This window comes from Candidatus Zixiibacteriota bacterium (assembly GCA_014728145.1).
Classification (GTDB): domain Bacteria; phylum Zixibacteria; class MSB-5A5; order JAABVY01; family JAABVY01; genus WJMC01.
Genome location: WJMC01000026.1, coordinates 1 through 25,797, shown reverse-complemented (window position 1 = coordinate 25,797; position 25,797 = coordinate 1). Strand labels below are relative to the sequence as shown.

Here is a 25,797-nt window from a genome sequence, read left to right as displayed (position 1 = left end):
TTTGGCCAGCGGTGTATTGGTGTATAGCGGGAAATACAGCTTGAGTTTGGAGTTCAACCAGAGCAGGTTCTGACCGAGTAAAATCAGCAATATACCGCTCAGGCTGATGACACCGTTTATGATCAACTTGTGTTTAAACGCCGATGATTTAAAGCTTGGCTGTTTTTTGGATTTTAGGATCAACCTCAAAAAGACAAAGATTAACAGTCCTAAACCGCCAAAAAACAGGCAAAAAGCCAATATTCCTAACTCTGCACTCATAGTGTACTAATTTAATGTTAAATTCTAGTACGCAAACATTCACGTACTTGTGGACAACTTTTAAATCCGATTTTTAAGAATACTCTCTATCTTCAAGAGCCATAACGAATTAATAAATTATCCACATATTTGCCGTGGTTTTCCACAGGCGTTACTTGTTTTCTTTATTATCGGACGATTTTGGTGGAATATTATCCTTCATCAGGCAGGAACCATGTAAAATCGCTCCCTGCTCGACCACCAGGCTCTTGGTCCGGATATCACCGGTAACTACCGACTTGGCCTGCAATTCCAGGCGCTCATCCGCCGTGATATTGCCCTTGATCTCACCCGAGACAACAACTGTTTTAGTGTTAACATCAGCTTCGACTTTGCCCTGCGGTCCGATTGTCAGGGCCTCATCGCACTTGACCGTGCCTTTTACGTAACCGTCGATACGGAGATGCCCCTGTATTTCGACCATGCCGTCAATACGGGCACCTTTACCTATAATTGTGTTGACGTTTTCAGCCATTGCAATTCCCTTTGCTTTATCAATTTAACGGATATAATTTTCAGGATTGACCGGTTTCTGGTTTCTGCGGATCTCGTAGTGAATATGAGGTCCGGTACTCCTTCCGGTATTTCCGCTCAGAGCGATCAGATCACCTTTTTTTACCACCTCGCCCTCCGATACGAGATTCACCAGGTTATGGCCATAAACGGTCTGGTAACCTTCACCACGCTTTTCTCCGGAATGATCCAGAATTATGATCTTGCCGTAGTAATCATCCCAGCCGGAAAATTCCACCACACCATCGGCGGTGGCATACATCTTGGTTCCTTCCTTGACAGATATGTCTACACCATAATGCCGCCTTGACAGGTTCTCATCATCGGGAATAAATCCCCGCGTTATTCTACCATCGGCAGGAAGCCCCGAGGGTATAACATCGGTGATCTCCTTTTTTGTCAACGGTTCGGAGAGATTCAAAAGTATATCGGAATTCTCCATAAAAGCCATAACCGCGGAATCCTGCGAAAACCCTGCCCCCGAACCGCCCAGGCTGGTATGCGAGACCCCGACCAGCTTCAAAACTCTCCTGAGGAGCATACTGTTGGCTTTCAGATTCTCCTCCAGCTTCTGAAGTTTCTGGTTTTCCTGCAGAAGGAGCATGTTCTCGGCCAGGACTTCGCTGCGCTCCTCGATCGCACCAATCATCATATTGTAGAAGATAAATGCCGCCACCGTGCCTGCCAGAAGGATTGTCGCGACCGCAGCGACTATATATAATAGAAAGTGTGGTACACGATATGAATGCGTCTGATCGGAAGAATCCGACAGAAACATGACCGTGGTATGTTTCACGTCACAACCCTCTACTTATAGACAATAAGATCAAGAATACGGGTCAGATCGGAATCGGAGTAAAACTCGATTTCGATCCGGCCGCGTTTCAGTCCCTTCTTCAAATTGACCTTTGTCCCCAGGTACTGCTTGAGACGGGTTTCGGCCTCGAGGTAATCCTCGGGGAGCTTTTTGACTTTCAGGCTCTTGCCCCGCTTTTTCTTCTCGCGCTTCTCCGAATAGACCCGGTTTTCCAGCTCACGAACCGACATCTTGCGCTCAGCAATTTGCTTTGCCGCCTCGACCTGTTCGGACTCATCCTCGATGGCCAAAAGCGTGCGGGCATGCCCGCCGCTCAACTTGTTGGCGCGCAAAAGAGAACGCACTTCTTCAGGCAAATTCAAGAGCCTGAGGGTGTTGGCAATTGCTGAACGGCTCTTGGAAAGCCGTACCGCCAGATCCTCCTGGGTCAGGCCATGCTCCTTCATAAGGTTATGATAGCCCTCGGCCAGTTCGATCGGGTTGAGATCCTCGCGCTGGAGATTCTCGATTAGAGCCAGCTTGAGTTTTTCCATTCGGTCGAGATCATCCAGGATGATCGCCGGCACTTTGCGCAGTCCGGCCTCGCGCGCCGCCCGAAAACGACGTTCTCCGGCAATGATCTGGTAAGTACCGTTGACAGCCTCGACCAGAAGCGGCTGGAGCACCCCGTTCTGGCGGATCGAATCGGTCAGATTAGCGAGAGCCTCCTGGTTAAAATCACGGCGCGGCTGTTCAGGGTTGTTGCGTATTTTATCAATTTCTAAATTGACGAAGGACTTTTTGTCCGACAGATCGATATCTTCAGGAATCAGGGCCCTGAGACCCCGTCCAAGCGTAATCTTAGACATTATTCATAACCTCCTCGGCAAGCTTGAGGTAATTCAATGCCCCGGTCGACAGGGCGTCGTAGAAAATGATCGGCTTGCCGAAACTGGGTGCTTCCGACAGCCTGACGTTTCGATTTATAACGGATGAAAACAATTTCCCATTAAAGTACTTTCTGGCTTCATCGGCCACCTGGCGCGAAAGGTTTAACCTTGCATCATACATGGTCAAAAGAACACCGCCCAGTTTCAGATCGGGATTGGAAGACCCCTGCACCATCCGGATCGTCTGCAAAAGCTGACTGAGCCCCTCCAAAGCGTAGTATTCGCATTGGATCGGGATAATCACCTCGTTGGCGGCGGTCAGCGCGTTCAAAGTCAGAAGCCCCAGAGACGGTGGAGAATCTATCAGCACGAAATCGTAATCCTGCTCGGCCTCCAGAAGTACGCGCCGGAGATGGTACTCGCGCCCCTCCGAACCGACCAGCTCGACCTCAGCGCCGACCAGATCAATTGTGGCCGGAGCCAGTTTCAAATAATTTATCTCAGTATCTATTACAATCTCATTGAGACCGGAACCGTTCGAGATACATTGATAAATTGATCCCTGTACTTCAGTCTTCTCGATACCCATACCGGAGGTGGCGTTGGCCTGCGGGTCAAAATCGACCAGCAACACACGCTTTTCGGCCACTGCCAGACAGGCGGACAGATTGACCGCCGTGGTGGTCTTGCCAACTCCCCCTTTTTGATTGGCAACAGTAATTTTACGAGCCATAAATTACCTGTCCTTCATACGGATAAACCTCTCAACCGGCACAATTAAACAAATGTTTTAAATCATTCGCAAGAGTTTTTAAGACTCGAACTGGATAATTTTAAGAAGCCTGTCTTCACGCCGGCTAAACAGATTATACGTAAAAATGTCCAATTTTTTAACAGGTTTTCTACTTTCTATATCGGCAGGCAGGCTTTGTTCTGAAGCCAAAAACAGCACCAGCCTTCCGCCACAGGCGAGATTTTTATGGGCGAAGCGGAAGATATCCTCGAATTGACCGAAAGCTTTTGCTGTTACCAGGTCAAATTTGCAATTGGGAGAATATGATTTCAGAGTTCGGGAGACGAATTCGACCGATTTGAGGCCGAGGTTTTCGGACAGCCTTTCCTGGAAAGCGATCTTGCGCGGATTTGAATCGAGCGAAACCAGCTCAATTTGCGGTCGGCAGATCTTGAAGATGAGACCTGGAATCCCCGCCCCGGAACCGATATCCAGAAGCGTATTGGCAAAACTAATGTCGAGAGCCTTCAGCGCGCTCAGGCAATCATCGATCTGGAGCAGAACTTCCGCTTCAGGCGAGGATTTTGAAACCAAGCCGAGCTTGTCATTGAATTTCAAGACCTGTTCGAAAAAACAACCGAGTTTTGACCGTATATGCAGGTTTGTGACCCGCGCGTTATCCAATATTTCTTCAAGAGCAGGCATGTTTCACGTGAAACAATCAGGATGAAGTTTGCTTCGGGGTGTGGATGAATTTTTTTAAGTATATGAGTAGTACTGATATATCTCCCGGAGTAATACCGGAAATGCGTGACGCCTGACCAACTGTGGAGGGCTTGAAACGCTTCAGTTTTTCCATCGCCTCGGTTTTTAATCCACGGCAGGCTTTATAATCGAAGCTATCGGGAATCCGTTCCGATTCCATCTTCTCGAACTTTTCGATTTGTTTCATCTGGCGTTCGAGGTATCCACGGTACTTGACTTCAATTTCGATCCGCCGGAGAACATTCTCCGGAAGATTATCGAGAACCGGATCTTTTCCGGCCAGGTCTTCAATCTTTACATCCGGTATCCTCAGGGCCTGCTCGAAATTAATTTTTGTGCGACTGCGATTCTCCAGGCTCACCGGAAGATCCTTCACGGGTACAAATATACGCCTTAAAAGAGTGCTTCGCTGTTTTATCAAGTCCTGCTCTTCTAAATACTTATCAAAAATGTCCTGAGGAATCAAACCATAACGGTGACCGTACTTTAAAAGCCTCTCGGCGGTATTGTCCTCGCGCAGGTAGAGACGATGTTCCGAACGTGAGGTGAACATCCGATACGGTTCCTCGGTCGATTTAGTGGTCAGATCATCAAGCAAAACGCCGGTGTAGGCCTCGGAACGAAGCAGGCTGAATCCGTTTTCACCGCGGATTTTCAAAACCGCGTTGATCCCGGACATGATCCCCTGGGCAGCCGCCTCCTCATAACCGGAAGTCCCGTTGATCTGCCCTGAAAAATACAGCCCTTCGATCAATTTAGTCTCGGTCGTGGTACGGATCTGGTAGGGGAAAAAGAAATCGTATTCGATGGCGTAGCCGGGTTGATTGAACTTGACTTCCTCCAGGCCTTCGACAGTTCGCAGGGCCCGCTTCTGAACAGAAACATCCAAAGAAGTCGGAAAACCGTTGGGATAGATCTCATCGGTATCCAATCCCTCCGGTTCCAGAAACAGTTGATGACGCTCTTTGTCTTTGAATCGCACCACCTTATCCTCAATAGACGGACAGTAACGGGGACCTATCCCGGTGATCTGTCCGGAATAAATGGCCGAAGTGTGCAGGTTTTTGAGGATATACTTATGCGTCCGGCTGTTAGTGAAAGTAATATGGCAGAGTGCGTGATTGCCGTTGATACCATCCGAACGAAGCGAAAAGGGAGGAAAATATATATCGCCCTTTTGTGGCTGTGTCCGGGAGAAATCAATCGTTGTGCCATCCAGACGGGGAGGAGTTCCGGTCTTCAGGCGTCCTGCCTTGAATCCGAGATTTTGCAGACTCTCGCTCAGGCCCAGAGCCGGCTTTTCGCCCATCCTGCCGGCCGGAATCTTCTGCCTGCCGATATGGATCAGACCGTTCAAAAATGTCCCCGATGTTATTATTAATGCTTTGCATGATATCGTCCTACCGCCCTCTGTCAGAACACTTTTGAGCCTGCCGAAGTCAGTTTCGAGGTCGACCACAGTGTCCTCGAGTATATCGAGACCGGCTTGTTTTGCTACTATTTTGGTCATGTACCTGCGATACAGACAGCGGTCGGCCTGGGCACGGGAAGAATGCACCGCCGGACCCTTGGAGAGGTTCAGACGACGATACTGGATCCCGGTTTTGTCGATCGCCAGCCCCATCTCACCACCGAGCGCATCGATTTCACGCACCAGGTGTCCTTTGGCCTGCCCGCCGATGGCCGGGTTGCAGGACATCTGGCCTATCTTGTTCCGTTCGATGGTGACTAACAGAACCGAAGTGCCCATCCGAGCAGAGGCCAGGGCCGCCTCGACACCGGCATGACCTCCGCCGGCTACAACTATGTCATAAGAATTAGCTATCATACTAACTGATTAGCGCGTAAATTAACGAATTCGTTGGATATTTTCCATCAAAAAGCTTCTGTTTCACGTGAAACATTGTCGCTGAGTATCTATTTACCAATACAGAAGCGGGCGAAAATCCTCTCCAGGATCTCGTCAGGAGTAGTCCGCCCGATTATGTCCTCCAATGAGTTAAGTGCGTTACGAAGATCGAAGGCGAGGAATTCATAACTGCTTTCGGACTTCAATCCCTGTTCGACCTGGAGGATATGATCGAGCGCCTGAGTAAGAGCCTGGTGATGACGCAAACTGGTGACGATTACCCCGCTTTTTAAACTTTCAGTGTTTACCTTCAGTCCGATCGAGGCGATCCTGTCTTTGAGCTGATCGAGACCGTAACCGGTCATGGCGGAAATCGGCAGGGGCTTGTATTCGGCCATCGATATCAACCGGGCGCGACGTAAATCCTCATCGAGAAGATCGGCCTTATTTGCAAGGCAGATATATTCTCTGCCTTTTAAAGCGGAAGTCAGCCCATCGAGATCCTTGAGAATATCCGCATCGGTCAGATCCACCAGTGCCAATATGAGATCAGCCTTATCAATTTCCGCCCGGGCTCTCTCTATGCCCGCGGACTCGACCTCATCACCAGAATCTCGAATTCCGGCCGTATCGACCAGTTCCACCGGCAGACCGGAGATATTGATATATTCGCTCACTGTATCACGAGTTGTACCTGGAGTGGCGGTTACAATAGTACGGCTCTGGTCCAACAGCGCGTTAAACAGCGAGGACTTGCCTACGTTGGGACGACCCACGATGGGAACTTTCAGACCGTTTTTGAGTATTCGGCCATGGCGATACGATTCAATCAGGCGGATCAGGTGCATTTTTAGCATCGTCAAACCTGAGTTAATCTTCTTACGGTCATCCTGCCCGATATCCTCGTCGGGAAAATCTATATATGCTTCGACCAAAGCTGTCAGCTCCTTGAGTTTGTCTGCCAGGTAGCTGACATTATTCGAAAGCTTGCCCTGGAGTTGTTCGGCGGCGGCGCGCAGTCCCAGATCAGTTCGGGCTGAAATCAAGTCGGCCACAGCTTCGGCCTGGGTTAAATCGAGCTTTCCGTTTAAGAATGCCCTCTGGGTGAATTCACCAGGCTGAGCCATTCGCGCACCAGCTTTGAGGCAGGCAGTTAAAACCTTCTGGGCCAGAAGCTGTCCCCCGTGCGAGGAAATTTCGATAACATCTTCGCCGGTATATGAATTCGGAGCGCGCATAACAGTTAGAAGCACCTGGTCCAGAAAGGTTTCGGTACCGGTTTCACGGATCATTCCGAGATGCACCGTATGGCTTTCTGCTTGTGAAGGTAATATTTTGCCGGAGAACAGTTTATCGGCAATATCCGGAGATTTTTTACCGGATATACGCACTACCGCGACACCTCCCTGGCCGGGGGGTGTACTGATCGCGGCAATTGTATCGCTGTCGGATCTGATCATTTGATTTCGGCTGGCTGTACCTGCTCTGACTTTTCACTCGGCTTACGAATTAAGATCGTTTCCAGGATCGAAAGTATATTGAACATAGTCCAGTACAACACCAGGCCGGTGGAGAATCCTTTAAACAGGAAGAAGAATACAACCGGAAGAATATATACCAGCATCTTCTGCTTGGGATCCTGCATGGTCATCTTCTGCTGTAAGAACATCGTCAGTCCCATGATGATCGGAAGAATCAGCGTGCTGTCCGGCTGGGAGAGATCTTGCATCCAGAGCGCGAATTCAGCCCCTCGCAGAAGTATCGTATTCCGAAAAACTGTAAACAGTGCGAAAAAGATCGGAAGCTGGGGAAGCATCAAAAGGCAGCCGCCCATCGGATTGACCTTGTTCTCCTTCCACAGTTTCATCACTTCGGCATTGAGCTTCTGCGGTTCACTTTTGTATTTTTCCTGCAGTGCCTTCAGCTTGGGCTGAAGCTCCTGCATCTTTTTCATAGATTTCAAGCTACGCGAGGTCAAGGGATAGAATACGACTTTCATCAGTATCGAGAAGACTATGATTACCAGGCCGTAGTTGCCCAGGACGCTGTACAGGTTTTTCATCAGCCAGAGAATGAACAAAGAAATCGGTGAGAGAATACCACCTACATCGACGGCTTGATGATAACCGTTATTGTAGCTCTTCAGGAGGTCATAATCGATCGGACCGATATAGACCGAAAATTTATCGAACAGGGATTTGCGCGCATGAATCGGCATCCTAACCTGCACTCCGATCCGGGTCCTGCCCAACTGCCCCTTGCCCTCATCGACTTTGACCCGATCGCCTTCGATCAGGGCCGCTTCCGGGTCACGCTCCGGATCGATTCCGACAAAGAAATATTTGGTGCGTGTGGCGATCCACTTGGGAGCACCTACAATAGTCTCTTCAAGATGGCCGTGTTCGAAGTCGTCGTATTTCTCCAGGCCTGTATCCCACATAACGTTAGCCTTAAAACTGTTGAAGTCGTCCTTGCGGTTTATCTCGGTCGATTCGAGACCCGGCTGCCATCCGAAAAGATATTCACGGCCCAGGCTCTGAGCTAATTCGCCTTCTATGTCTATTTTAACATCGAAATCATAGGAGCGCGAATAGAATGTGTACATGAGCTCGATGAAATCATTGTTTTCGAGGTCCGCACGAAAAACCAGCTTGTCGGTTGCGCCCTCGCCGGTAAGCTTGAGCGCTGATTTATTGGGAGTAAAAACAATTTTCCGCAGATTGAAATCACGCCTTTCGGCATCGGGAAACTCAAATTTGAGCACCTGGTCAGCCCAGTCAGGCACCATCTCGATCGGCAGGGTATCGCCGTTGTTGTAATTATACTCCTTGAACTTGAAGCTGATAAGTGATCCGCCCTTACCGCTAAAACGGGCGATATATTTTTCCGTTTCGACTATGACCGTATCGACCGGCATTTTTTGGAATTTCGCGAACAAAGAATCATCTTCAGATAATTGATCGACAACGTCAGTATCTACTGGAACCTGCTCCTTTGGCCTTGGGATTTCTTCCATGACAGTATCAACCGCCGTTGAGAGGGTATCCTGTGTCGAGGGTGGCGGTGTCTGGGGCGCTTGTGGCATCGTCAGGTACATCCAGCCCACAAAAATCAAACCGATGACAATGAATGCGATGATAGTACGTTTATCCATAAATTACCTCAGGGGATCGTAACCACCTTTGGCAAACGGGTGGCAACGCGAAATTCTTTTTACAGAGTGTATTATTCCCTTTAAACCATATTTTTCGAAAGCCTGTATTGAATATACCGAGCAGGAGGGAAAATATTTACATTGCGGAGCAAACAACGGAGAAATCGTCACCTGGTACACACGGACTGTCCAGATCAACGGTACCGCCAAGATTTTACTGAGTTTGCGCAAACTGCAAAAGCTCCTCTTTAATCAGCTTGAAGGGATTTTTATGGTCGGGATCGACATGAGCGGATATCACCATATGGCCACAGGGGTCAAATTCTCTGCGGTTGAGCCGGATTACCTCGCGGATGATCCGTTTCAGGTAATTCCTTCTCGGCGCGGATCCGAAGCGACGCGACACTTTCAGGCAAATTTTTAAAGGCAGATCGTCACCTCGAAAATGGTATACGGTTAGAAATCTGCCCTTGAATTTTTTGCCCCGTCTAAAGACCTGCCTGATCGCCCGATCCTCTTTCAGCGAAAACTCCCGTCCCAGGCGATTAGCGCCCTCACTTCTTCGTGATCGTGGCCGCAAGCCTCTTACGCCCTTTGGCCCGTCTCCGCTTGAGGACTTTCCGCCCATTCTTGGTTGACATCCTCTTGCGGAAGCCGTGATCGTTAAGCTTTTTCCTGCGTGACGGCTGATATGTTCTTTTCATTATCTACCTCTTTTCGAAAACGTCATATAATACTATAATGTGGACTTTTGTCAAGAGCATAAAAGGTTTTTCTTGACTTTAGTATCGACCGACTGTAGGATTTCTACGATCCGTTCGATATTAATTTAAAAACCGAAAAAGGTGCAAACATGAGAAATAAACTCAGTGCATATATTTTAACGGGAATAATACTGCTGGTTTTCAGCGGATGCGGTGATTCCATTGTGAGTGATGGCGACGATACCCAGTACACAATCTACGGGATGTTGTTTCACAATCCGAATACCGACAAATCTTTTTGCTATGGGGTTTTTAAAAACGAGGGGCAACCCATTCCCAGCCTGCAGGCCGACCTGGTTATGACTGATTCGGATTCTGTCCGCCTGCTTACAATCGGCGGTGGCGCGCACCTGACCTCCGCTAATTCACTCGAACTTGAGCCGGATTCCTCCTATCTCCTGCGGGCAGACGACGACCGGGGTGATTTCTTCCTGGTTAAATCTCTGTATATACCTGATACTTTCAGGGTTACAGTCAATCAACCGCCCTCAAGGATCTACCAGACAGGAACTGTTGTCATCACCTGGAATCCGCCCACCGACACGGTCGATTATTTCGTCACGGTCGAACCGCCCGGTGAAAACGTCACCCCGTATGCGATCTTTCCGACCGGCAACACAGCCACATTCGGACCCGAGGTGTTCACTCGTTCCGACGGCGAGCGGGTGACCGGTATCTATAAATTTTATGTTGTCGCGTACCATCAGACTTTCTATGCCGACGCGGTGATCGAAGATGACGATCATATATTCTTTCCCTACCCGGATACAGGCTTTGTAGACAATATCGATGAACTCGAGAAATCGGGACGATTCGGAAGCGCGATCATCTCATACTATGATTCAGTCGAGGTGGTAGCCGAACCCTGATGTCGAAGAAAGTTTTTACCCAGATCGAGAAGCTGGCTACCGAAGCCTCGAATCCGGCCAGCAGCGAACTGGACCGGATGACCACCCGGCAGGTTTTGAACCTGATAAACTCCGAGGACCACAAAGTTGCGCCGGCAGTTAAGAAGACTATCCCGCAAATCGAAAAAGCGGTCGAGCTGGTCGCTTCCGCATTTCAATCGGGCGGACGGTTGTTCTATGTCGGGGCTGGAACCTCGGGCCGGCTGGGTGTTCTGGACGCTTCCGAATGCCCGCCCACTTTCGGGGTGTCACCTTCTCTGGTACAGGGAGTTATTGCTGGAGGAAGAAGAACTTTGGTGCGTTCACGGGAGGGTATCGAAGACGATGTCCAAGCTGGAAAAGACGATATTTCAAAAAAGAATGTCGGCAAATCCGATGTCGTTATCGGAATCGCAACCTCGAACCGCACACCATACACCCTGTCTGCACTCGGGCAGGCCAAAAAACTGGGTGCAAAAACCGTATTCATTTGCTGTAATCGTCCGGTCAAACCGCCATTTAAGCCGGATGTAATTATCAATCCGGTCTGCGGGCCGGAGGTTGTGGCCGGGTCGACCCGTATGAAGGCCGGAACAGCCACCAAGCTGGTGTTGAACATGATCACTACCACCGCGATGGTAAGGATCGGCAAGACCTACGGCAACCTGATGGTCGATCTTGAGGCCACCTCGGAAAAACTTACCCAGCGTTCGATCCGAATTCTGATGCTGACCTGCGAACTGGACTACAGAACCGCAAAGAAGCTGTTGAAGCGCGCCGATGGCTGGGTCAAAGCCGCGATTTTGATGCATCTGAAAAATATCGACCTGAAAACCGCCACAACCCTCCTCGAAAAATCCGCTGGGCATCTTAGTAAGGCTTTGAACGAGTATAAGTTGTAGATCTGCGAAAATGCTGTTGTATGTCTTGTGCGCTTATAAATTTGCGGTAGTTCAGATGAGATTAAAAAGGTGAGAGACAGCAGTATTCACATACGGCCATCTCCCACAAAAGACAAGCCAAAGTCCGTCGTAAAGGTATACGAATAATATTTCACTACCTTTACCGGAATATTAAATTTGGATAAGTTTCAATATTTTTTGACTGTGCATTGCAGTATTTTCAGCTTATTTTCGTTTTGGGCGATAATAATGCGTGCTCTCCCCGAAAAACAGATCGGCAGTCTCCATAACCGTTTCGGACAGAGTCGGATGCGGATGAATCGTTAATCTGACATCGGACACCACCGCGGCCATCTCGATAGCCAGCGCCCCCTCCGAAATCAGCTCGCCGGCCCCCAGACCGACGATACCAACACCCAGGATCTGCTCGGTTTCGGGATCGATTACGAACTTTGTCAATCCGGATTCACGGTCCAGGGTTGCCAATCGTCCTGAAGCGGCCCAGGGGAATTTGACGATTTCGACTTTCTGTTTTTTCTGTTTAGCCTCGGTCGCAGTCAGTCCGCACCAGGCGATTTCCGGATCGGTAAAGACCACCGCCGGAATCGCACGCGGTTCGAAAGCTGTGGCGCGGCCGGCAATCGCTTCAACCGCCACCCGGCCTTCATGGGAGGCCTTATGAGCCAGCATCGGTTCTCCGGCCACATCCCCGATAGCGTAGATATTCTTCTCGGTGGTTCGCCTCTGCAGATCGACCTCAATGAAGCCTTTGTCATCGACTTTTATTTTGGTGTTTTCCAGACCGAGACCACTTGAGACAGGTTTTCGTCCGACCGCCACGAGTACTTTATTGAAGAGGCGTTTATTCTTTTTTACTTCCTTGCCCTCGAAAGTGACCATTACGCCGTTTTTCTGTACCCGCATATCGCTGACTTTGGTGTTTAAAAGAACCTCGTCGAACCGTTCTTGGATCTGTTTTTTCAATACCGCTACCAGGTCGCGGTCGACACCCGGCAGGAGTCCGGATGTCATCTCGGCCACAGTCACTTTCGTGCCCAGCGCAGAATACACGGTACCCATCTCGAGACCGATATACCCGCCGCCGACTATCAGCATAGAACGCGGGATATCGTTTAACTCGAGCGCGTCGGTAGAACTCAGAATCCGTTTGCCATCGAACTCCATCCCGCCCATTTCAGTCGCTTTCGAACCTGTGGCTACAATCGCATTCTCGAATCTGAGCCGGTATTGGTCGCCCGCTGTTTCCTCGACATCGAGGGTCTTTCTATCGGCAAAGGTGGCTGTCCCGCGGATATATTCGATTTTTCTTTTTTGTGAGAGATCGCCCAGTCCACCGGTAAGTTTTTTTACCACGTCTGTTTTCCATTCGGCGATCCTGAGGCGGTTGATCTTCGGTTTGTTGAAACTCACTCCGAAGTTTTTTGCGTCTTTCGCTTCGTTCAATACATTCGCGACATGCAAGAGAGCCTTTGATGGTATACATCCGACATGCAGGCATACTCCGCCGGGATTTTCCCTTGGATCGATCAGCGTCACTTTCATCCCCAGGTCGGCGGCCAGAAAGGCGGCCGCATACCCGCCCGGCCCTGCTCCCACTATCGCCAGACTGGTCTCTTTTTTTATTTCGCTCATTGTTCTTCTCCATCTAAATCATCCAAAGAATCAACCCAGATCCATCAGAAACGGATTTTCGAGCGCTTCCACCACCCAGCTCAAAAAGCGCGCGGCATCGGCACCATCGATAATTCTATGATCGTACGACAAAGACAACGGCAGAATCAGTCTGGGCACGAACTCGCCATCATCGAAAACAGGTCTCATCTCTGCCCGGCTGACTCCCAGAATCGCCGCCTGAGGCCAGTAAATCAATGGTGTGAAATCGGTTCCGCCGATTCCACCCTGGTTTGAAATTGTAAATGTTCCGCCATCGAGCTCATCCTGGCTGATTTTGCGGTCGTAAGCCTTTTTGACCAGCTCGACTATTTCGACCGAGAGTTCGAGAAGACTCTTCTGGTCGGCATCCTTGATAACCGGCATCAAAAGGCCATGGCTGGTGTCGACAGCGACTCCTATATGGTAGTAGTTTTTGTAGATCAGCTCGCCATTTTCGAGGTCGAGAGAAGTGTTAAAGCGTGGAAACTCTTTTAATGCGGCCGTAATCACCTTAATCAAAATCGGGGTAATCGTCAGCTTACCACCGGCAACCTCGGCTTTTTTGCCATGATTTTTGCGGAATTTTTCGACCTGCGTTACATCGGCTCGATCGAACTGTGTCACATGCGGGATCAGGTTCCATGAATGCGAGGTCCCTTTGGCGATCGCCGACCTGATTTTCGAGGCTTTTTCGCGTCGGATTTCACCCCATTTGCTGAAATCAGGAAGCTCAGGCTGTCCCGCTTCAATCGGTTTTTGGGGAGTCGCTGACGGTGTTTTGCCCTCGACCAGGCCACGGACATGATTTTTAACATCCTCGGAGGTGATCCTTCCACCAGGTCCGGATCCGGAGACATTGCCGATCTCGACACCAAGCTCCCGAGCCAGCCTTCGTACCGAGGGCGCCGCCGGGGCGGATTTGCCGCTCTCTTTCGGCTCTGCTTTTTTCTCTTTTTCCTTTGCGGTTTCTTTCCCGGTCTCTACCTCATCACGCTTGGCTTCTTCCTGTTTTTCTTGTTTTTTCTGCTCTTTTTGTTTGGCTTTGGCCTTCTGTTCTTTCTCTTTCTCCTGCTCTTGCTTTTCCTCTTTTTTCGAAGCTTTTTCTTCTTCGGGTTCTTTATCTTCCTCAGCTTCTTCAGCTTTTTCGGTCTTTTCTTCAGCTTCGCCTTCAGGATCGAGTTTTCCGATCGTCTGACCCGGCTTGATCGTATCCCCCTCAGAAACGGCGATCTCCACAATTTTGCCTGAATCGGGCGAGGGAATTTCAACCACGGCTTTATCGGTTTCGACCTCGATTATACCCTGGTCCGCCTCGACCATATCACCCTCGGAGACTAAAACCGAGACAACATCGCCAGAATCAACATTTTCGCCAATATCGGGAATTTTTATGTCTTTCATAACTGACCTCTTCTATGCCATCATGGGATTGACCTTATCTAAATCTATATCCAGTTTTTTACGAGCTTTTTTGACATCCGACTGTTTAGTTTTACCCTCTCTGGCCATCATCACGACTGCCGTGTAAGCGATATGACGGGCATCGACTTCAAAGAAATCGCGCAGGGCCTGCCTCGACTCGGAACGCCCGAACCCGTCCGTTCCAAGGACAGCCATCGGACCCGGCACCCATTTGGCAATCGAAGCCGGAAGCGATTTGAGGTAATCGGAAGCGGCCACGAAGATGCCGTTCTCTTTTTGAAGAATCTCGGTGATATAGGGTTTACGCTCCTCGTTGTCGAAATTGCGCAGATTCTCACGTTCAGCGTCAACAGCATCGACATAAAGTTCCTTATAGCTGGTGACGCTCCAGACATCGGCAGCAATTCCAAAATCGTTTTCGAGGATCTTCTGGGCTTCAATTGCTTCATTTAAAATCGAACCTGACCCGAAAAGGTGGGCTTTGTACTTTTTGCGCTTATTTTCCGAGGGCTTGAACTTGTAGATTCCTTTCAGGATACCCTCCTCGGAGCCCTTTGGCATAGGTGGCATCTTGTAGAACTCGTTCATCACAGTCAGGTAATAAATAATATCTTCCTGTTTGACAAACATCCTCCTGACACCCTCCTGAATAATCACCGCCAGCTCATAAGCATAGGCCGGATCGTAGGCATGAATACTTGGTACTGAGTAGGCCAGGTGATGGCTGTGGCCGTCCTGGTGCTGAAGCCCTTCGCCTGCCAGAGTGGTTCTGCCGGCGGTTCCGCCCAGCAGGAATCCACGCGCCATGATATCCCCGGCGGCCCAGATTAAATCACCGATACGCTGGAAGCCGAACATCGAATAGAAGATAAAAAACGGTATCATGTTTTTATCATGGGTGATATGCGACGTTCCGGCGGCGATAAAGGACGACATCGAACCAGCTTCTGTGATCCCCTCCTCGAGTATCTGGCCGTCTTTAGCTTCCTTATAATACAGCAAAATTTCTTTATCAACGGGTTCATAATTCTGCCCCGCGTGCGAATAAATCCCGACCTTTCGAAACAGCGATTCCATCCCGAATGTACGCGCTTCATCCGGCACGATAGGTACTATATATTTACCGATCTTCTTATCTGCCAGCAGTTTGGAAAGCAAATGGACGAACACCATGGTAGTCGCCACCTCGCGCTCCTTGGTGCCCTTATGAAATTCAGTAAAGATCTTCTCATCGACCGGTTCAATCGGATCGACCGTGACAATTCGCCGGGGAACGTATCCTCCCAGTTCTTTGCGACGTTCCTTGACGTACTTCATCTCTTCCGAATCGGGCGCCGGACAGTAAAACGGCGCTTCAGGTATGTCGCTGTCAGGTATCGGGATACCGAAACGGCTCCGGAACTGACGCATCTCCTCCTCGTTGAGCTTTTTCTGCTGATGGTTGACATTGCGACCCTCGCCAGCTTCCCCCAGACCGTAGCCCTTGACGGTTTTAGCCAGAATTACTGTTGGCTGTTCAGAGTGATTGACTGCGGATTTGTAAGCGGCGTAGACTTTTTCCGGATCATGGCCACCACGACGGAGACGGGTCAGTTGCTCATCGGAATATTTTTTGACCAGCTCCAATACCTGCGGATACTTGGCAAAGAAATCCTGACGAATATAATCACCCGAGGAAACCGTATATTTCTGGTACTGGCCGTCGGGAACTTCCTCCATCCTCTTTTTCAGAAGTCCGCTCGAATCGGCCGCCAATAAAGGATCCCAGTCATCGCCCCAGATGACCTTGATCACGTTCCAGCCAGCGCCACGGAAGGCGGCTTCCAGCTCCTGGATGATTTTGCCATTGCCCCTGACAGGACCGTCCAGCCTCTGGAGGTTGCAGTTGATCACGAAGATCAGGTTATTGAGCTTTTCGCGCGAGGCCAGGGTAATCGCCCCTAGCGACTCCGGCTCATCAAGTTCGCCATCACCCAGAAAAGCCCAGACTTTCTGGTCGGTCTCCGGGATGATTCCGCGATCCTGCAGGTAGCGGTTATAACGAGCCTGATAGATCGCCATCAAAGGTGAGAGCCCCATCGACACGGTCGGAAACTGCCAGAAATCAGGCATCAGCCTTGGGTGGGGATACGACGGCAGACCGCCTCCGGAGGCGAATTCACGCCGGAAATTTTCGAGTTGTTGTTTTTTGATTCGTCCTTCCAGAAAAGCTCGAGCGTAGACACCAGGTGAAGCATGGCCCTGAAAATAGACTATATCGCCGGGATGATCGTCGTTTTTGGCTCGGAAAAAATGGTTAAAACCGATCTCGAACAATGTCGCCGATGAAGCATAGGTTGAAATATGCCCGCCGATACCACTCTCCTGGCGGTTGGCCCGCACGACCATCGCCATAGCGTTCCAGCGAATGATGCTTTTTATACGGCGTTCGATTTCTCGGCTTCCCGGAAAAACCGGCTGGTCCTCGAGCGGAATCGTGTTTATATAGGGAGTGTTGGCGGAGAAATGATCCGATACGCCATGCTCCTGGGCATGAACCTGGAGCCTGCGGAGCAGATCCCGTACACGAGACGCACCCTGCTCGTTATAGACATATTCGAGCGATTCCAGCCATTCCCGGTTTTCAAATTCTATCTCTTTAGCGTTTTTGACGTTATCGTTGTCTGCCATATAGATTCCTCTTATGTTTTCGGGGCAAATTGCTGTCGATCAGAATTATATTTCCGGACTGAAAGCAGATGCCACCCGCTTTTTATAAAGTCTATAACATAAAAAATAAATCTATGTTCTTTTGTTAAAAAAATAATTTGAGAGGTCTATGATATCAGGATTGGCATAATCTCGCATATCTTTTTCAAATTATGTTAAACATATCCATAATTGTGATGTTATGGTTATTATATCGGAAATGCACGTGATTTGATAATTGTTTTATGATTCAATTTGATGAGGTGAGAGATGGAATTCAGAGAAATAGAAGTATGTAAGCAGGATGAGTTAGCTGATGGTCAGATGAAGGGCTTTGAATTCGAGGGCCAAAAAATCGTGATTGCTCGCAAGGATGGTAAGTTTTTTGCCGCCAGCGGATCATGCCCTCATTACGGCGCACCGCTCGAAAAAGGTGTGCTCTCCGAAGACAGGCTGGTCTGCCAGTGGCATCATGCGGCTTTTAACATCACCAACGGCGATCTTCTGGAGCCACCTTCCCGCGATCACCTTCAAAGCTACGAAACATCGGTTTCAGAAGGCCGGGTTTATGTTAAGCTTCCGCAAGAGATTCCGGCTTCACGACCGCCGGCCCGGGGAAAATATGATGCTGAATCAGATTCGCGCACATTTGTAATCGTCGGGGCCGGTGCGGCCGGCCATTCCGCCGCCCAGACATTACGTGAAAACGGTTTCCGGGGACGATTGATCATGATCACTCATGAAAGGAAGCTTCCTTACGATCGTCCAAATCTCAGCAAAGAATACCTGATGGGCGAAGCTGAACCGGAGTGGATGCCCCTGCGTGACGAAGATTATTATAAAAACAACGATATCGAGTTGTGGTTAGACAAACAGGTCACGAAAGTTGATGCCGGTACGAGGAAGCTGGAATTTGCCGATGGCAGTAATATCAGTTGTGACAGCCTGCTGTTGGCCATGGGTGGCGAGCCGAAAACTCTCGATATTCCGGGCAATGAACTCGAAAACGTTATGACTCTGCGTGAATATTCCGATGCCGACGATATCATCGAGCGGTTAAAAGAAGTCAAGCGGGTGGTGCTGATCGGTTCCGGGTTTATCGGAATGGAGGTAGCCTACAGTCTGCGCAAGCGTAAAATCGCTGTCACCGTGGTTTCGCCGGATCAGGTGCCGATGGAGAAAATCGTCGGTTTGGAAATCGGCAAAATGATCAAACTGGCTCACCAGGATGCCGGTACTGAATTCAAGCTGGGAGCCAAACCAACTGAGTTCAAGGGCTCGAAAAAAGTCACGGAGGTCGTCCTGGACAACGGCGAAACGATTGAAACCGATATGGTTATAGTCGCAGTCGGGGTCGCTCCCAAGACAGGCATGATCGAGGGAGTGAAACTCGATGAGTCCGGTGCAATAGAGGTGGACGATCGTTTTCAGGCCACCGAGAATGTTTACGCCACCGGCGATATCGCCAGTTTTCCCTACTGGCAAACCGGTGAGCGGATCAGGATCGAACACTGGCGCACCGCCGAACAACAGGGCCACACCGCCGCCGACAATATGCTCGGTAAAGACGTACCTTACCGTAGCGCGCCGTTTTTCTGGACCAACCAGGTTGGAATGCAACTGCGCTATATCGGTTACTGCCGTAACTGGGACGAGATCATCATCGACGGCAACCTGCAAAGGCGCAAGTTTCTGGCGTTTTTTGTAAAGGATGGCCAGGTGCGGGGATGCCTGGGGGCCGGATGGGATCGTGACCTGGCGGCTGTTCACGAGCTCATGCGCAGAAACAAATTACCTGAAATAGACAAACTTCGCGAGGGTGGAATCGATTTTCCGGGACTTTTGTAAGTCCGTTAATTTTGCAAGCAAAAACGGCGGTACTAAAGACCGCCGTTTTTGTCTTTGATAGTGGTAAAATCAGTTACGAATAGGAAACTCCGGTTTATCAGGTTCTTCGGGAGGATTTTCTCGGAGCTGTTTCAGTATTACCTCGATCGCTTTCTCGAGTTGTGGATCCTGACCGGAAATTACCAGGTCGGGACGATTGTCGACCGGGATATCAGGCTCGACGCCCTCGTTTTCGACATCCCATTCACCCTGCAGATTGATAAACGCGAATTCAGGAAATGTCACTCGACCGCCATCCATCAGCGGGACATTTCTGCTGATCCCAACCAAACCACCCCAGGTAGTATTGCCGATCAGCGGTCCCAGCCCCAGTTCGCGGAAATAATACGGGAAAGCATCGCCACCAGAGCCAGCGAACTCATCGATAATACAAACCATCGGCCCCAGAAAAGCCTTATTGGGTGTACGATTGATAACCATATCGCGGGTAGCCCAGTAACTCAGGATCTTCCTGCTGAGTCGTTCCACGAACATATCCGGAATCATACCGCCCTGGTTGTGACGAACATCGACTATCAGACCGTCTTTGCGGGACTGGGCCAGAAAACCCTGCATGAATTCATTTAAACCCTCACCCCCGGTGTTGGGTACATGGATATATCCAACGCGTCCGTCGGTGGCTTCACTGACTTTGCGACGATTATTTTCAACCCAGTCGTAATGACGCAGGCGCCATTCTGAGGGAGTCGGTATAACCATATATTCTCTGGCGCCTTCAAGGCCGGGTCTATCGTTAATTGCCACCAGGGTCTGTTTGCGGGAGGTTTGCTCGAAATACGGGTAGGGATTGTCGGGCACCTGGATCTCCTGACGGTTGACCGCGATCAGGTAATCCCCTTCTTTGACATCCACCCCCGGCTTTTTGAGGGGGGATTTATCCCGCCTGTACCAGTTCTTGCCGGGATAGATCTTGTCGATGCGGTAATAACGGCTTCCCGGTTCGACAACAAGGTCGACTCCCAGAAGACCGATATTGCGATCATCGGGTCGCTCGTATTCACCGCCGGATACATAGGCGTGCGAGACGCTCAACTCACCCACCATTTCGCCCAGAAGATAATTCAGGTCACTGCGATGAGCCACCCAGGGAAGCATGGCGCCGTAGCGATCCTTCATCTTCTTCCAGTCAACTCCATGCATATTCGGATCGTAGAAGAAATCCCTCATCAACCGCCAGGCATCGGTGAACATCTGCTCCCATTCCGCTTCGGGGGCTGTCCTGACCTTCAAATCAGACAGGGATAGCTTTCCATCACCAGCTTTCTGACCCTTTTGAGCATCGACAATTCCATAGTTTTTGCCGGCCCTGTAAAGGATTTTTTTACCATCAGCCGAAAGCGCGTAGGAGCTGATGCCGGAGATCACGGTCTCTTCCTCGCGGTCTTTCATGTCGAACACCTTCAGTGAGGTTTTACCGTCTTCCGACCGCGACATAAAAAAGAGCTTGCCATTAGAGGCTGTCAGGCCATAGAAGAAACCGGCGCCGACAGGAATTCCGACTGTGCGGTCTTTGAGACCTTCAAAATCTATTTCGATCTCATCGCTGTCGTCTTTTTCATCCCCGTTTTTATCCTCATCTTTATCATCTTTGTCTTCGTCATCATCTGCTTTGATCTCAACCTCATCGCTTTCCAGCTTAAACGGGTGAGGTTCATCGGCTTTCAAAGTCATCAGAAGGATTATCCGGCTGTTGCGATTGACGAACTGATGTTCGAAATCTGAGAAGACCGGGTCGAAATTACGCAGGGAGATAAAATAGAGATATTTGCCCTCCGGGTCGAAGACCGGTTCCACATCGTCTGTGAAATCATCAGTCAGCTTGCGAGTCTCCCTCTCACTCAGGGAATACAGGTAGATAGATTCAAAAAAGTGCGGGGCGTTTTTGGTGTAAAGAATCCATTTGCTGTCGGGCGACCAGCTGTAGCTGTGGATCTGGCTGACAAAAGCCTGGTCGACATCGACCGTTTTCTTCTTTTCTATATCTACATATTGCAGGCGACGGTCGCTGTCGACCCACATCAGCTTTTTGCTGTCAGGTGACCATTTAGGCTGAAAGCGATAACAGTCGCCATCGAAGGTGATCCGCTCCTCCTCGCCTGCGCCATCCTGCGGGCGGATATACAGTTCGTATTCGCCCGGCTTATCAGAGAAATAGGCGATATACTTGCCGTCCGGAGACCAGGTCGGATGGATCTCTCTTATGCCCGCAGTACGGGTCAGGTTGCGGGTCGGTCCTTTTTTTTGTGGAACAGTGAAGATTTCGCCTCGTGCACCAAAGACTGCCCGTTCACCACCGGGAGAGATATCCATACCGCGAATCTGCTTGCCGGCATCTTTGTACTCTGGTCGTGTCAGTACGAGGTCATCACGAATTTCGATCTCAATTTTGCGGCTTTGACCACTTTCGAGGTCGAGCACATGCAGGTACCCGCCGTTTTCGTAGACGATTTCACCCGGCCCGACCGACGGCCATTTGACATCGTAGCGTTCATAGTCGGTGACTTTCGTGGTCTCTTTTGTGTTAATGTCGTAAGCGAAGATGTTAAGTGTATGGTCACGGTCGGAATTGAAATAAACTTTATCGCGATGCCACATCGGACTGTTGTCATTTCCGATCCAGTCGGTGATCTTTTCGATCTCGTTATGGGCGAAATCGTAGATCCAGACATCCTGCTGGGTTCCGCCCTTGTAGCGTTTCCAGGTACGGTTTTCGTTAAAGCGACGATTGTAGGCGATTCTTTTTGCATCGGGAGATAGCGACCCCAAACCGGTCTCGGGCAATACAAGCTTCTCCGGCAGACCGCCGTTGAAATCGATTGCGAACAGTTTGCCATAGTTTACACTGTTATATTCCCGGCCGGAATGAAACATGATTTTGTTACCATCCGGATACCAGTCGACCATCAAATCGCGCGAGGGATGGAAGGTAAGTTGCTTTGGCTGTCCGCCTTCGGACGGCATGACATAGATATGAGGATCGCCCTCGTACTGGCCGGTAAACGCGATCTGACTACCATCGGGCGAGAATTTAGCCATATATTCTAAACCATCTCCGGTCGTCAGCCTGCGGGCCTGACCACCCTGGTCGGAAACTATCCAGAGATCACCGCCGTAGGTGAACACGATTTTATCATCGTGGATATCCGGGAAACGCATCAACCGGCCTTCACGAGCTGTTGCCGCTGATGACATGATCAGCACAAAAAGACCTATAAACACAATTACCTGTCGGAATTTCGACATAGTAAACCTCTCCTGTTATGTAATTGAATCTAATTTGCAGGCGCAGAAAACCATGAATATATTTACTCAATCTCATCAAAGTTTGTTTCATTAATAATATCAAAAACCTATGTGTAAGCGAGAAGTTCTAAAGAAAAACTAACTTTATAATTCGCGCAATATCGATTATAATAATCCTGCAACCAAAAGGAGATCGAGATGAAATCAGGATTATTTGTTTTAAAAACCGCGTTCGCATTAATTATCTTGTTACTGTTTTCCACAAATTCCCGTACCCAGAACCTGGAAATCCCTGCCGCTCATTACAATATGTATCATGACAGCGACAGTAGTCTGTATTACCTGACCGAAGAGGGCGATACGATGAAGATGTATTATGAGCCGGGGCAATATACTCTCTCAAAATTGCGCGTGATGCCCGCCGGTACCGATGTCGGTCTGCGCTTCGATTTCGGCGACAGCACCCTCAATGGCCGGATATATTACGGTTTCTTCCCTGACCTGGATGAGGTTGAGCATGCTTACCCGATTTATTCAAGCCGTACCGCCAAAATTGAAAAAGGCATCAGCGAAGTCGACATCAAAAACAAGCTGGTCGGCAAATACGATTTCATCGGCTGGCAAAAAAGCGGAATCATGAGACTCGGCTACCGAATCCTGAACGAACATGGCCGAATCCTGTATGACGGCAAGCTGATATTAACCGGCAAAGGACCGTTCGAGGTCGATACCTGTATTATCGAGGGACCGTTTATCAATATGATTCGACCCAATTCGGCGGTCGTTTCGTTCCAGACCAACTTCCCCGCGGTTTGCAGCGTGATGGCGGATGGAAAAATGTTCTCCGATAATGAAGCAAATCTTCAGCACGAGATCAGGATACATGATCTGAAGCCCGACCGGCTCTATGATTACACTGTTTACTATGACAGCTACAAAGAGAGCCACAGCTTTCGGACAGCACCCGAGCCGGGTTCGCGGAGTAGATTCACATTCGCCTATGCTTCCGATGGGCGCGGGAACACCGGTGGCGGTGAGCGCGATATCAAGGGTGTCAACAGCTATATCCTCAAACGAATCGCGGTCTTGTGCAGTCAGAAGAATGTCCGTTTCTTCCAGTTTACCGGCGATTTGATCGACGGCTATGTTATCGATCCGGATGAGATATCGCTCGAATATGCCAACTGGAAACGGACAATCGAGCCGTTCGCACATTCGATGCCGTTCGTGGCCAGTTTTGGCAACCACGAATCGCTGTTGCATTACTTCAGCGACGGTGAACGGGGTGCTACGGTCGATAAGTTCCCTTACGATTCGGTCTCGGCCGAGGCGGTTTTCGCCCGCAATTTCGTCAATCCCCAAAACGGCCCGGAGTCCGAGGATGGTTCGAAGTATGATCCAGATCCGGATAAAATCGACTTTCCCTCTTACAAAGAAAACGCTTTTTACTACACCTATGACAATGTCGCGATTATCTCGCTCAACTCGAACTACTGGTTTTCACCCTCGATCAAGTACGAACAGAAAATCGGCGGCAACCTGCATGGCTATATCATGGATAATCAATTGAAATGGTGTGAGGAAGTTCTGGAGAAACTGGAGGATGATGACGCGATCGATCATATCTTCGTGACACTGCATACGCCGATATTCCCTAACGGCGGTCATGTCAAAGACGATATGTGGTACTCGGGCGACAACTCTAAGCGTCCCTGGGTAGACGGTGAACCGGTCGAATACGGTATCATTGAAAGGCGCGATCAGCTTCTGGACCTGATGATGAATCATTCCACCAAAGTGCGGGCATCGCTGACCGGCGATGAACACAATTATAGTCTTTTGCGGGTATCTGAAGAACTTACCATTTATCCCGACGAGTACGAGGGCAAAAAACTGACTGATTTCCGTCCCCTCTGGCATATCAACAACGGTGCCGCCGGAGCTCCCTACTACGGACGCGAGGAGACTCCCTGGATGGATCATGTCGAGGCTTTTTCGACTCAGAACGCGGTCGTCCTGTTTCATGTCGATGGCAAACAGATAGAAGTAGAGGTTGTCAATCCCGATACGTGGGAAGAACTGGACCGTTTCGAGATAATTGTCGAGTAAACTTCAACTGTGCTTTAGTGCATAATCATCCTCGTTTGAGGTGGATCAACCAACTAAGTGGCTGGCAGATGCCCATATCTGCCGTGCGTTGTTTTCATTCTTCAAGCTCAGCACATTCCTGCGGAATCCAGCCGATTTTGCCGTCAGATATGCGCACACGATACCATCCAGATTCATTTTCCAGAAGCTCGAAGCGCTCATCCTCGGAGACAGTCAACTCTGTAGCATCATAATCTCTGGTCAAAGTCAGGATGTCGTCACCGTGCAGATAAGATAACGGTACCCATCCCTGTCTACCCGATGAATCCTGGCAGAACAGCCATCCCGGCCATTCAGGGTCAGCGCGAATCAGCCTGAGCTCATCGCCCCTGCTGAGTACCAACGGATCCGGATAGGCCGACTGATAGCTTTTTAGCACACGACCATGTTTGTGTTTGCGATTCATCGAATTCATCCTTTTAATAGGGTAAATATACAAACAGGAGCGAATATGCTTGAAATAAAAATACCGGGTACGGAAAATCTTAAACTCAAATATTTGGTCTGCGACTATTCCGGGACACTGTCTGTCGACGGTATCCTGGTTTCGGGTGTGATCGAGAAAATTCGTCAGCTTTCGGAGTTTTTGGAAATTCATGTACTGACTTCGGACACTCACGGCAAGGCGGTTGAAGAATTGAAGGATGCTGACTGCCAGCTTCAGATTCTTGAAGGCGAGGATCATACCGGCCAGAAAAAAGACTTCGTCGAAAAACTGGGAGCTGATAGTACCGTGGCGTTCGGTAACGGCAGAAATGATATCGGGATGCTAAACAGGGCTACATTGAGTATCGCGGTCTGCCTGGTCGAGGGATGCGCGATCGAGGTGCTGGACAACTCCGATATCATGGTTAAATCATCCACAGATGCTTTCGATCTGCTGATCAGCCCCAACCGCCTGGTTGCCACACTGCGAAGATAACAGACCATTTATAAGTCGGATACAAGGTAAACGCCCAGGTCTGCCGGTAAATTCTTATTTTTATTACTATTGTATGTTTCATGCAGAATATTGCATGAATCGTCCCCGCCATAAAGACCAAGCCGCGAAACTGCCCCCCATGTTCCCCGGCTCGCCAATGAGAAGAATCAGTGCGCGGGTCCCACCCTGATAAATGCAGTGACCGGAATTGCCGATTCCCTGTCGGAACTCGAATAATC

21 protein-coding genes are annotated in these 25,797 nt (G+C 49.6%); 5 read left to right on the top strand and 16 right to left on the bottom strand.

Features of this window, described 5'->3' with window-relative positions; translation table 11 throughout:
* Positions 1–412: 412 nt before the first annotated feature.
* From GF404_01395 to rpmH, 11 genes are all read right to left on the bottom strand, one after another.
* Positions 413–775 carry a polymer-forming cytoskeletal protein gene (locus tag GF404_01395; protein ID MBD3380828.1) on the bottom strand — a complete coding sequence of 121 codons (363 nt, stop codon included), beginning with the start codon at positions 773–775 and terminating at the stop codon, positions 413–415.
* A gap of 24 nt (positions 776–799) precedes the next feature.
* Positions 800–1,609 (bottom strand): peptidoglycan DD-metalloendopeptidase family protein, encoded by an 810-nt coding sequence (locus GF404_01390; GenBank protein MBD3380827.1) that lies wholly within the window; start codon positions 1,607–1,609, stop codon positions 800–802.
* Positions 1,610–1,620: 11 nt separating this feature from the next.
* Entirely contained in the window at positions 1,621–2,478 is an 858-nt protein-coding gene (locus tag GF404_01385; protein ID MBD3380826.1) for a ParB/RepB/Spo0J family partition protein, read from the bottom strand.
* Positions 2,471–3,232, bottom strand: coding sequence for an AAA family ATPase (locus GF404_01380; protein MBD3380825.1), 762 nt, complete (start codon positions 3,230–3,232; stop codon positions 2,471–2,473). The genes GF404_01385 and GF404_01380 overlap by 8 nt, the downstream gene beginning before the upstream one ends.
* A 78-nt stretch (positions 3,233–3,310) precedes the next feature.
* Positions 3,311–3,937: a 16S rRNA (guanine(527)-N(7))-methyltransferase RsmG gene (rsmG, locus tag GF404_01375; protein MBD3380824.1), complete on the bottom strand. Its 627-nt coding sequence runs from the start codon at positions 3,935–3,937 to the stop codon at positions 3,311–3,313.
* 16 nt (positions 3,938–3,953) lie between these two features.
* Positions 3,954–5,825 carry a tRNA uridine-5-carboxymethylaminomethyl(34) synthesis enzyme MnmG gene (gene mnmG / locus GF404_01370; protein MBD3380823.1) on the bottom strand — a complete coding sequence of 624 codons (1,872 nt, stop codon included), beginning with the start codon at positions 5,823–5,825 and terminating at the stop codon, positions 3,954–3,956.
* 89 nt (positions 5,826–5,914) lie between these two features.
* Positions 5,915–7,306 (bottom strand): tRNA uridine-5-carboxymethylaminomethyl(34) synthesis GTPase MnmE, encoded by a 1,392-nt coding sequence (gene mnmE, locus GF404_01365; GenBank protein MBD3380822.1) that lies wholly within the window; start codon positions 7,304–7,306, stop codon positions 5,915–5,917.
* Positions 7,303–9,000 carry a membrane protein insertase YidC gene (gene yidC / locus GF404_01360; protein MBD3380821.1) on the bottom strand — a complete coding sequence of 566 codons (1,698 nt, stop codon included), beginning with the start codon at positions 8,998–9,000 and terminating at the stop codon, positions 7,303–7,305. Before yidC ends, mnmE begins: the two co-directional genes overlap by 4 nt.
* A gap of 3 nt (positions 9,001–9,003) precedes the next feature.
* Positions 9,004–9,213: a membrane protein insertion efficiency factor YidD gene (gene yidD, locus GF404_01355; protein MBD3380820.1), complete on the bottom strand. Its 210-nt coding sequence runs from the start codon at positions 9,211–9,213 to the stop codon at positions 9,004–9,006.
* A 1-nt stretch (position 9,214) separates the two neighbouring features.
* Positions 9,215–9,628, bottom strand: coding sequence for a ribonuclease P protein component (gene rnpA, locus GF404_01350; protein MBD3380819.1), 414 nt, complete (start codon positions 9,626–9,628; stop codon positions 9,215–9,217).
* Positions 9,555–9,704 carry a 50S ribosomal protein L34 gene (gene rpmH, locus GF404_01345; protein MBD3380818.1) on the bottom strand — a complete coding sequence of 50 codons (150 nt, stop codon included), beginning with the start codon at positions 9,702–9,704 and terminating at the stop codon, positions 9,555–9,557. The genes rnpA and rpmH overlap by 74 nt, the downstream gene beginning before the upstream one ends.
* A 149-nt stretch (positions 9,705–9,853) precedes the next feature.
* Between rpmH and GF404_01340 the strand changes: the two genes are divergently transcribed.
* Positions 9,854–10,633, top strand: a complete 780-nt coding sequence (locus tag GF404_01340; GenBank protein MBD3380817.1) for a hypothetical protein — start codon at positions 9,854–9,856, stop codon at positions 10,631–10,633.
* Positions 10,633–11,553 carry an N-acetylmuramic acid 6-phosphate etherase gene (gene murQ / locus GF404_01335; GenBank protein ID MBD3380816.1) on the top strand — a complete coding sequence of 307 codons (921 nt, stop codon included), beginning with the start codon at positions 10,633–10,635 and terminating at the stop codon, positions 11,551–11,553. Before GF404_01340 ends, murQ begins: the two co-directional genes overlap by 1 nt.
* A gap of 225 nt (positions 11,554–11,778) precedes the next feature.
* Here the strand turns inward: murQ and lpdA are convergent, their stop codons facing one another.
* From lpdA to aceE, 3 genes are read right to left on the bottom strand one after another with little or no spacing between them, the layout of a single operon-like run.
* Complete coding sequence (lpdA, locus tag GF404_01330; GenBank protein MBD3380815.1) at positions 11,779–13,206, bottom strand: dihydrolipoyl dehydrogenase; 1,428 nt, start codon at positions 13,204–13,206, stop codon at positions 11,779–11,781.
* 30 nt (positions 13,207–13,236) lie between these two features.
* The gene (locus GF404_01325) at positions 13,237–14,628 is read right to left on the bottom strand and encodes a biotin/lipoyl-binding protein (GenBank protein ID MBD3380814.1); all 1,392 of its coding nucleotides are present in this window, start codon (positions 14,626–14,628) and stop codon (positions 13,237–13,239) included.
* 12 nt (positions 14,629–14,640) lie between these two features.
* Positions 14,641–17,319, bottom strand: coding sequence for a pyruvate dehydrogenase (acetyl-transferring), homodimeric type (gene aceE / locus GF404_01320; protein ID MBD3380813.1), 2,679 nt, complete (start codon positions 17,317–17,319; stop codon positions 14,641–14,643).
* 288 nt (positions 17,320–17,607) lie between these two features.
* Here aceE and GF404_01315 point away from each other — a divergent pair, with 288 nt between their 5' ends.
* The gene (locus GF404_01315; GenBank protein MBD3380812.1) at positions 17,608–19,185 is read left to right on the top strand and encodes a Rieske 2Fe-2S domain-containing protein; all 1,578 of its coding nucleotides are present in this window, start codon (positions 17,608–17,610) and stop codon (positions 19,183–19,185) included.
* A 69-nt stretch (positions 19,186–19,254) separates the two neighbouring features.
* On the opposite strand, the gene GF404_01310 is transcribed toward GF404_01315, so the two are convergent.
* Entirely contained in the window at positions 19,255–22,488 is a 3,234-nt protein-coding gene (locus GF404_01310) for a hypothetical protein (protein MBD3380811.1), read from the bottom strand.
* A 198-nt stretch (positions 22,489–22,686) separates the two neighbouring features.
* Between GF404_01310 and GF404_01305 the strand changes: the two genes are divergently transcribed.
* Complete coding sequence (locus GF404_01305; GenBank protein MBD3380810.1) at positions 22,687–24,597, top strand: hypothetical protein; 1,911 nt, start codon at positions 22,687–22,689, stop codon at positions 24,595–24,597.
* Between the two features lie 94 nt (positions 24,598–24,691).
* On the opposite strand, the gene GF404_01300 is transcribed toward GF404_01305, so the two are convergent.
* Positions 24,692–25,051, bottom strand: a complete 360-nt coding sequence (locus GF404_01300) for a hypothetical protein (GenBank protein MBD3380809.1) — start codon at positions 25,049–25,051, stop codon at positions 24,692–24,694.
* 36 nt (positions 25,052–25,087) lie between these two features.
* On the opposite strand from GF404_01300, the gene GF404_01295 reads away from it, so the two are divergent.
* Positions 25,088–25,558, top strand: a complete 471-nt coding sequence (locus GF404_01295; GenBank protein MBD3380808.1) for an HAD hydrolase family protein — start codon at positions 25,088–25,090, stop codon at positions 25,556–25,558.
* Positions 25,559–25,797 lie beyond the last annotated feature (239 nt).

Excerpts from the sequence above, each read along its gene's own strand:
- GF404_01395 (MBD3380828.1), bottom strand. The coding sequence starts at position 775 with ATGGCTGAAAACGTCAACACAATTATAGGTAAAGGTGCCCGTATTGAC.
- GF404_01385 (MBD3380826.1), bottom strand. The coding sequence starts at position 2,478 with ATGTCTAAGATTACGCTTGGACGGGGTCTCAGGGCCCTGATTCCTGAA.
- GF404_01380 (MBD3380825.1), bottom strand. The coding sequence starts at position 3,232 with ATGGCTCGTAAAATTACTGTTGCCAATCAAAAAGGGGGAGTTGGCAAG.
- rsmG (MBD3380824.1), bottom strand. The coding sequence starts at position 3,937 with ATGCCTGCTCTTGAAGAAATATTGGATAACGCGCGGGTCACAAACCTG.
- mnmG (MBD3380823.1), bottom strand. The coding sequence starts at position 5,825 with ATGATAGCTAATTCTTATGACATAGTTGTAGCCGGCGGAGGTCATGCC.
- mnmE (MBD3380822.1), bottom strand. The coding sequence starts at position 7,306 with ATGATCAGATCCGACAGCGATACAATTGCCGCGATCAGTACACCCCCC.
- yidC (MBD3380821.1), bottom strand. The coding sequence starts at position 9,000 with ATGGATAAACGTACTATCATCGCATTCATTGTCATCGGTTTGATTTTT.
- rnpA (MBD3380819.1), bottom strand. The coding sequence starts at position 9,628 with ATGGGCGGAAAGTCCTCAAGCGGAGACGGGCCAAAGGGCGTAAGAGGC.
- rpmH (MBD3380818.1), bottom strand. The coding sequence starts at position 9,704 with ATGAAAAGAACATATCAGCCGTCACGCAGGAAAAAGCTTAACGATCAC.
- GF404_01340 (MBD3380817.1), top strand. The coding sequence starts at position 9,854 with ATGAGAAATAAACTCAGTGCATATATTTTAACGGGAATAATACTGCTG.
- murQ (MBD3380816.1), top strand. The coding sequence starts at position 10,633 with ATGTCGAAGAAAGTTTTTACCCAGATCGAGAAGCTGGCTACCGAAGCC.
- lpdA (MBD3380815.1), bottom strand. The coding sequence starts at position 13,206 with ATGAGCGAAATAAAAAAAGAGACCAGTCTGGCGATAGTGGGAGCAGGG.
- GF404_01325 (MBD3380814.1), bottom strand. The coding sequence starts at position 14,628 with ATGAAAGACATAAAAATTCCCGATATTGGCGAAAATGTTGATTCTGGC.
- aceE (MBD3380813.1), bottom strand. The coding sequence starts at position 17,319 with ATGGCAGACAACGATAACGTCAAAAACGCTAAAGAGATAGAATTTGAA.
- GF404_01315 (MBD3380812.1), top strand. The coding sequence starts at position 17,608 with ATGGAATTCAGAGAAATAGAAGTATGTAAGCAGGATGAGTTAGCTGAT.
- GF404_01310 (MBD3380811.1), bottom strand. The coding sequence starts at position 22,488 with ATGTCGAAATTCCGACAGGTAATTGTGTTTATAGGTCTTTTTGTGCTG.
- GF404_01305 (MBD3380810.1), top strand. The coding sequence starts at position 22,687 with ATGAAATCAGGATTATTTGTTTTAAAAACCGCGTTCGCATTAATTATC.
- GF404_01300 (MBD3380809.1), bottom strand. The coding sequence starts at position 25,051 with ATGAATTCGATGAATCGCAAACACAAACATGGTCGTGTGCTAAAAAGC.
- GF404_01295 (MBD3380808.1), top strand. The coding sequence starts at position 25,088 with ATGCTTGAAATAAAAATACCGGGTACGGAAAATCTTAAACTCAAATAT.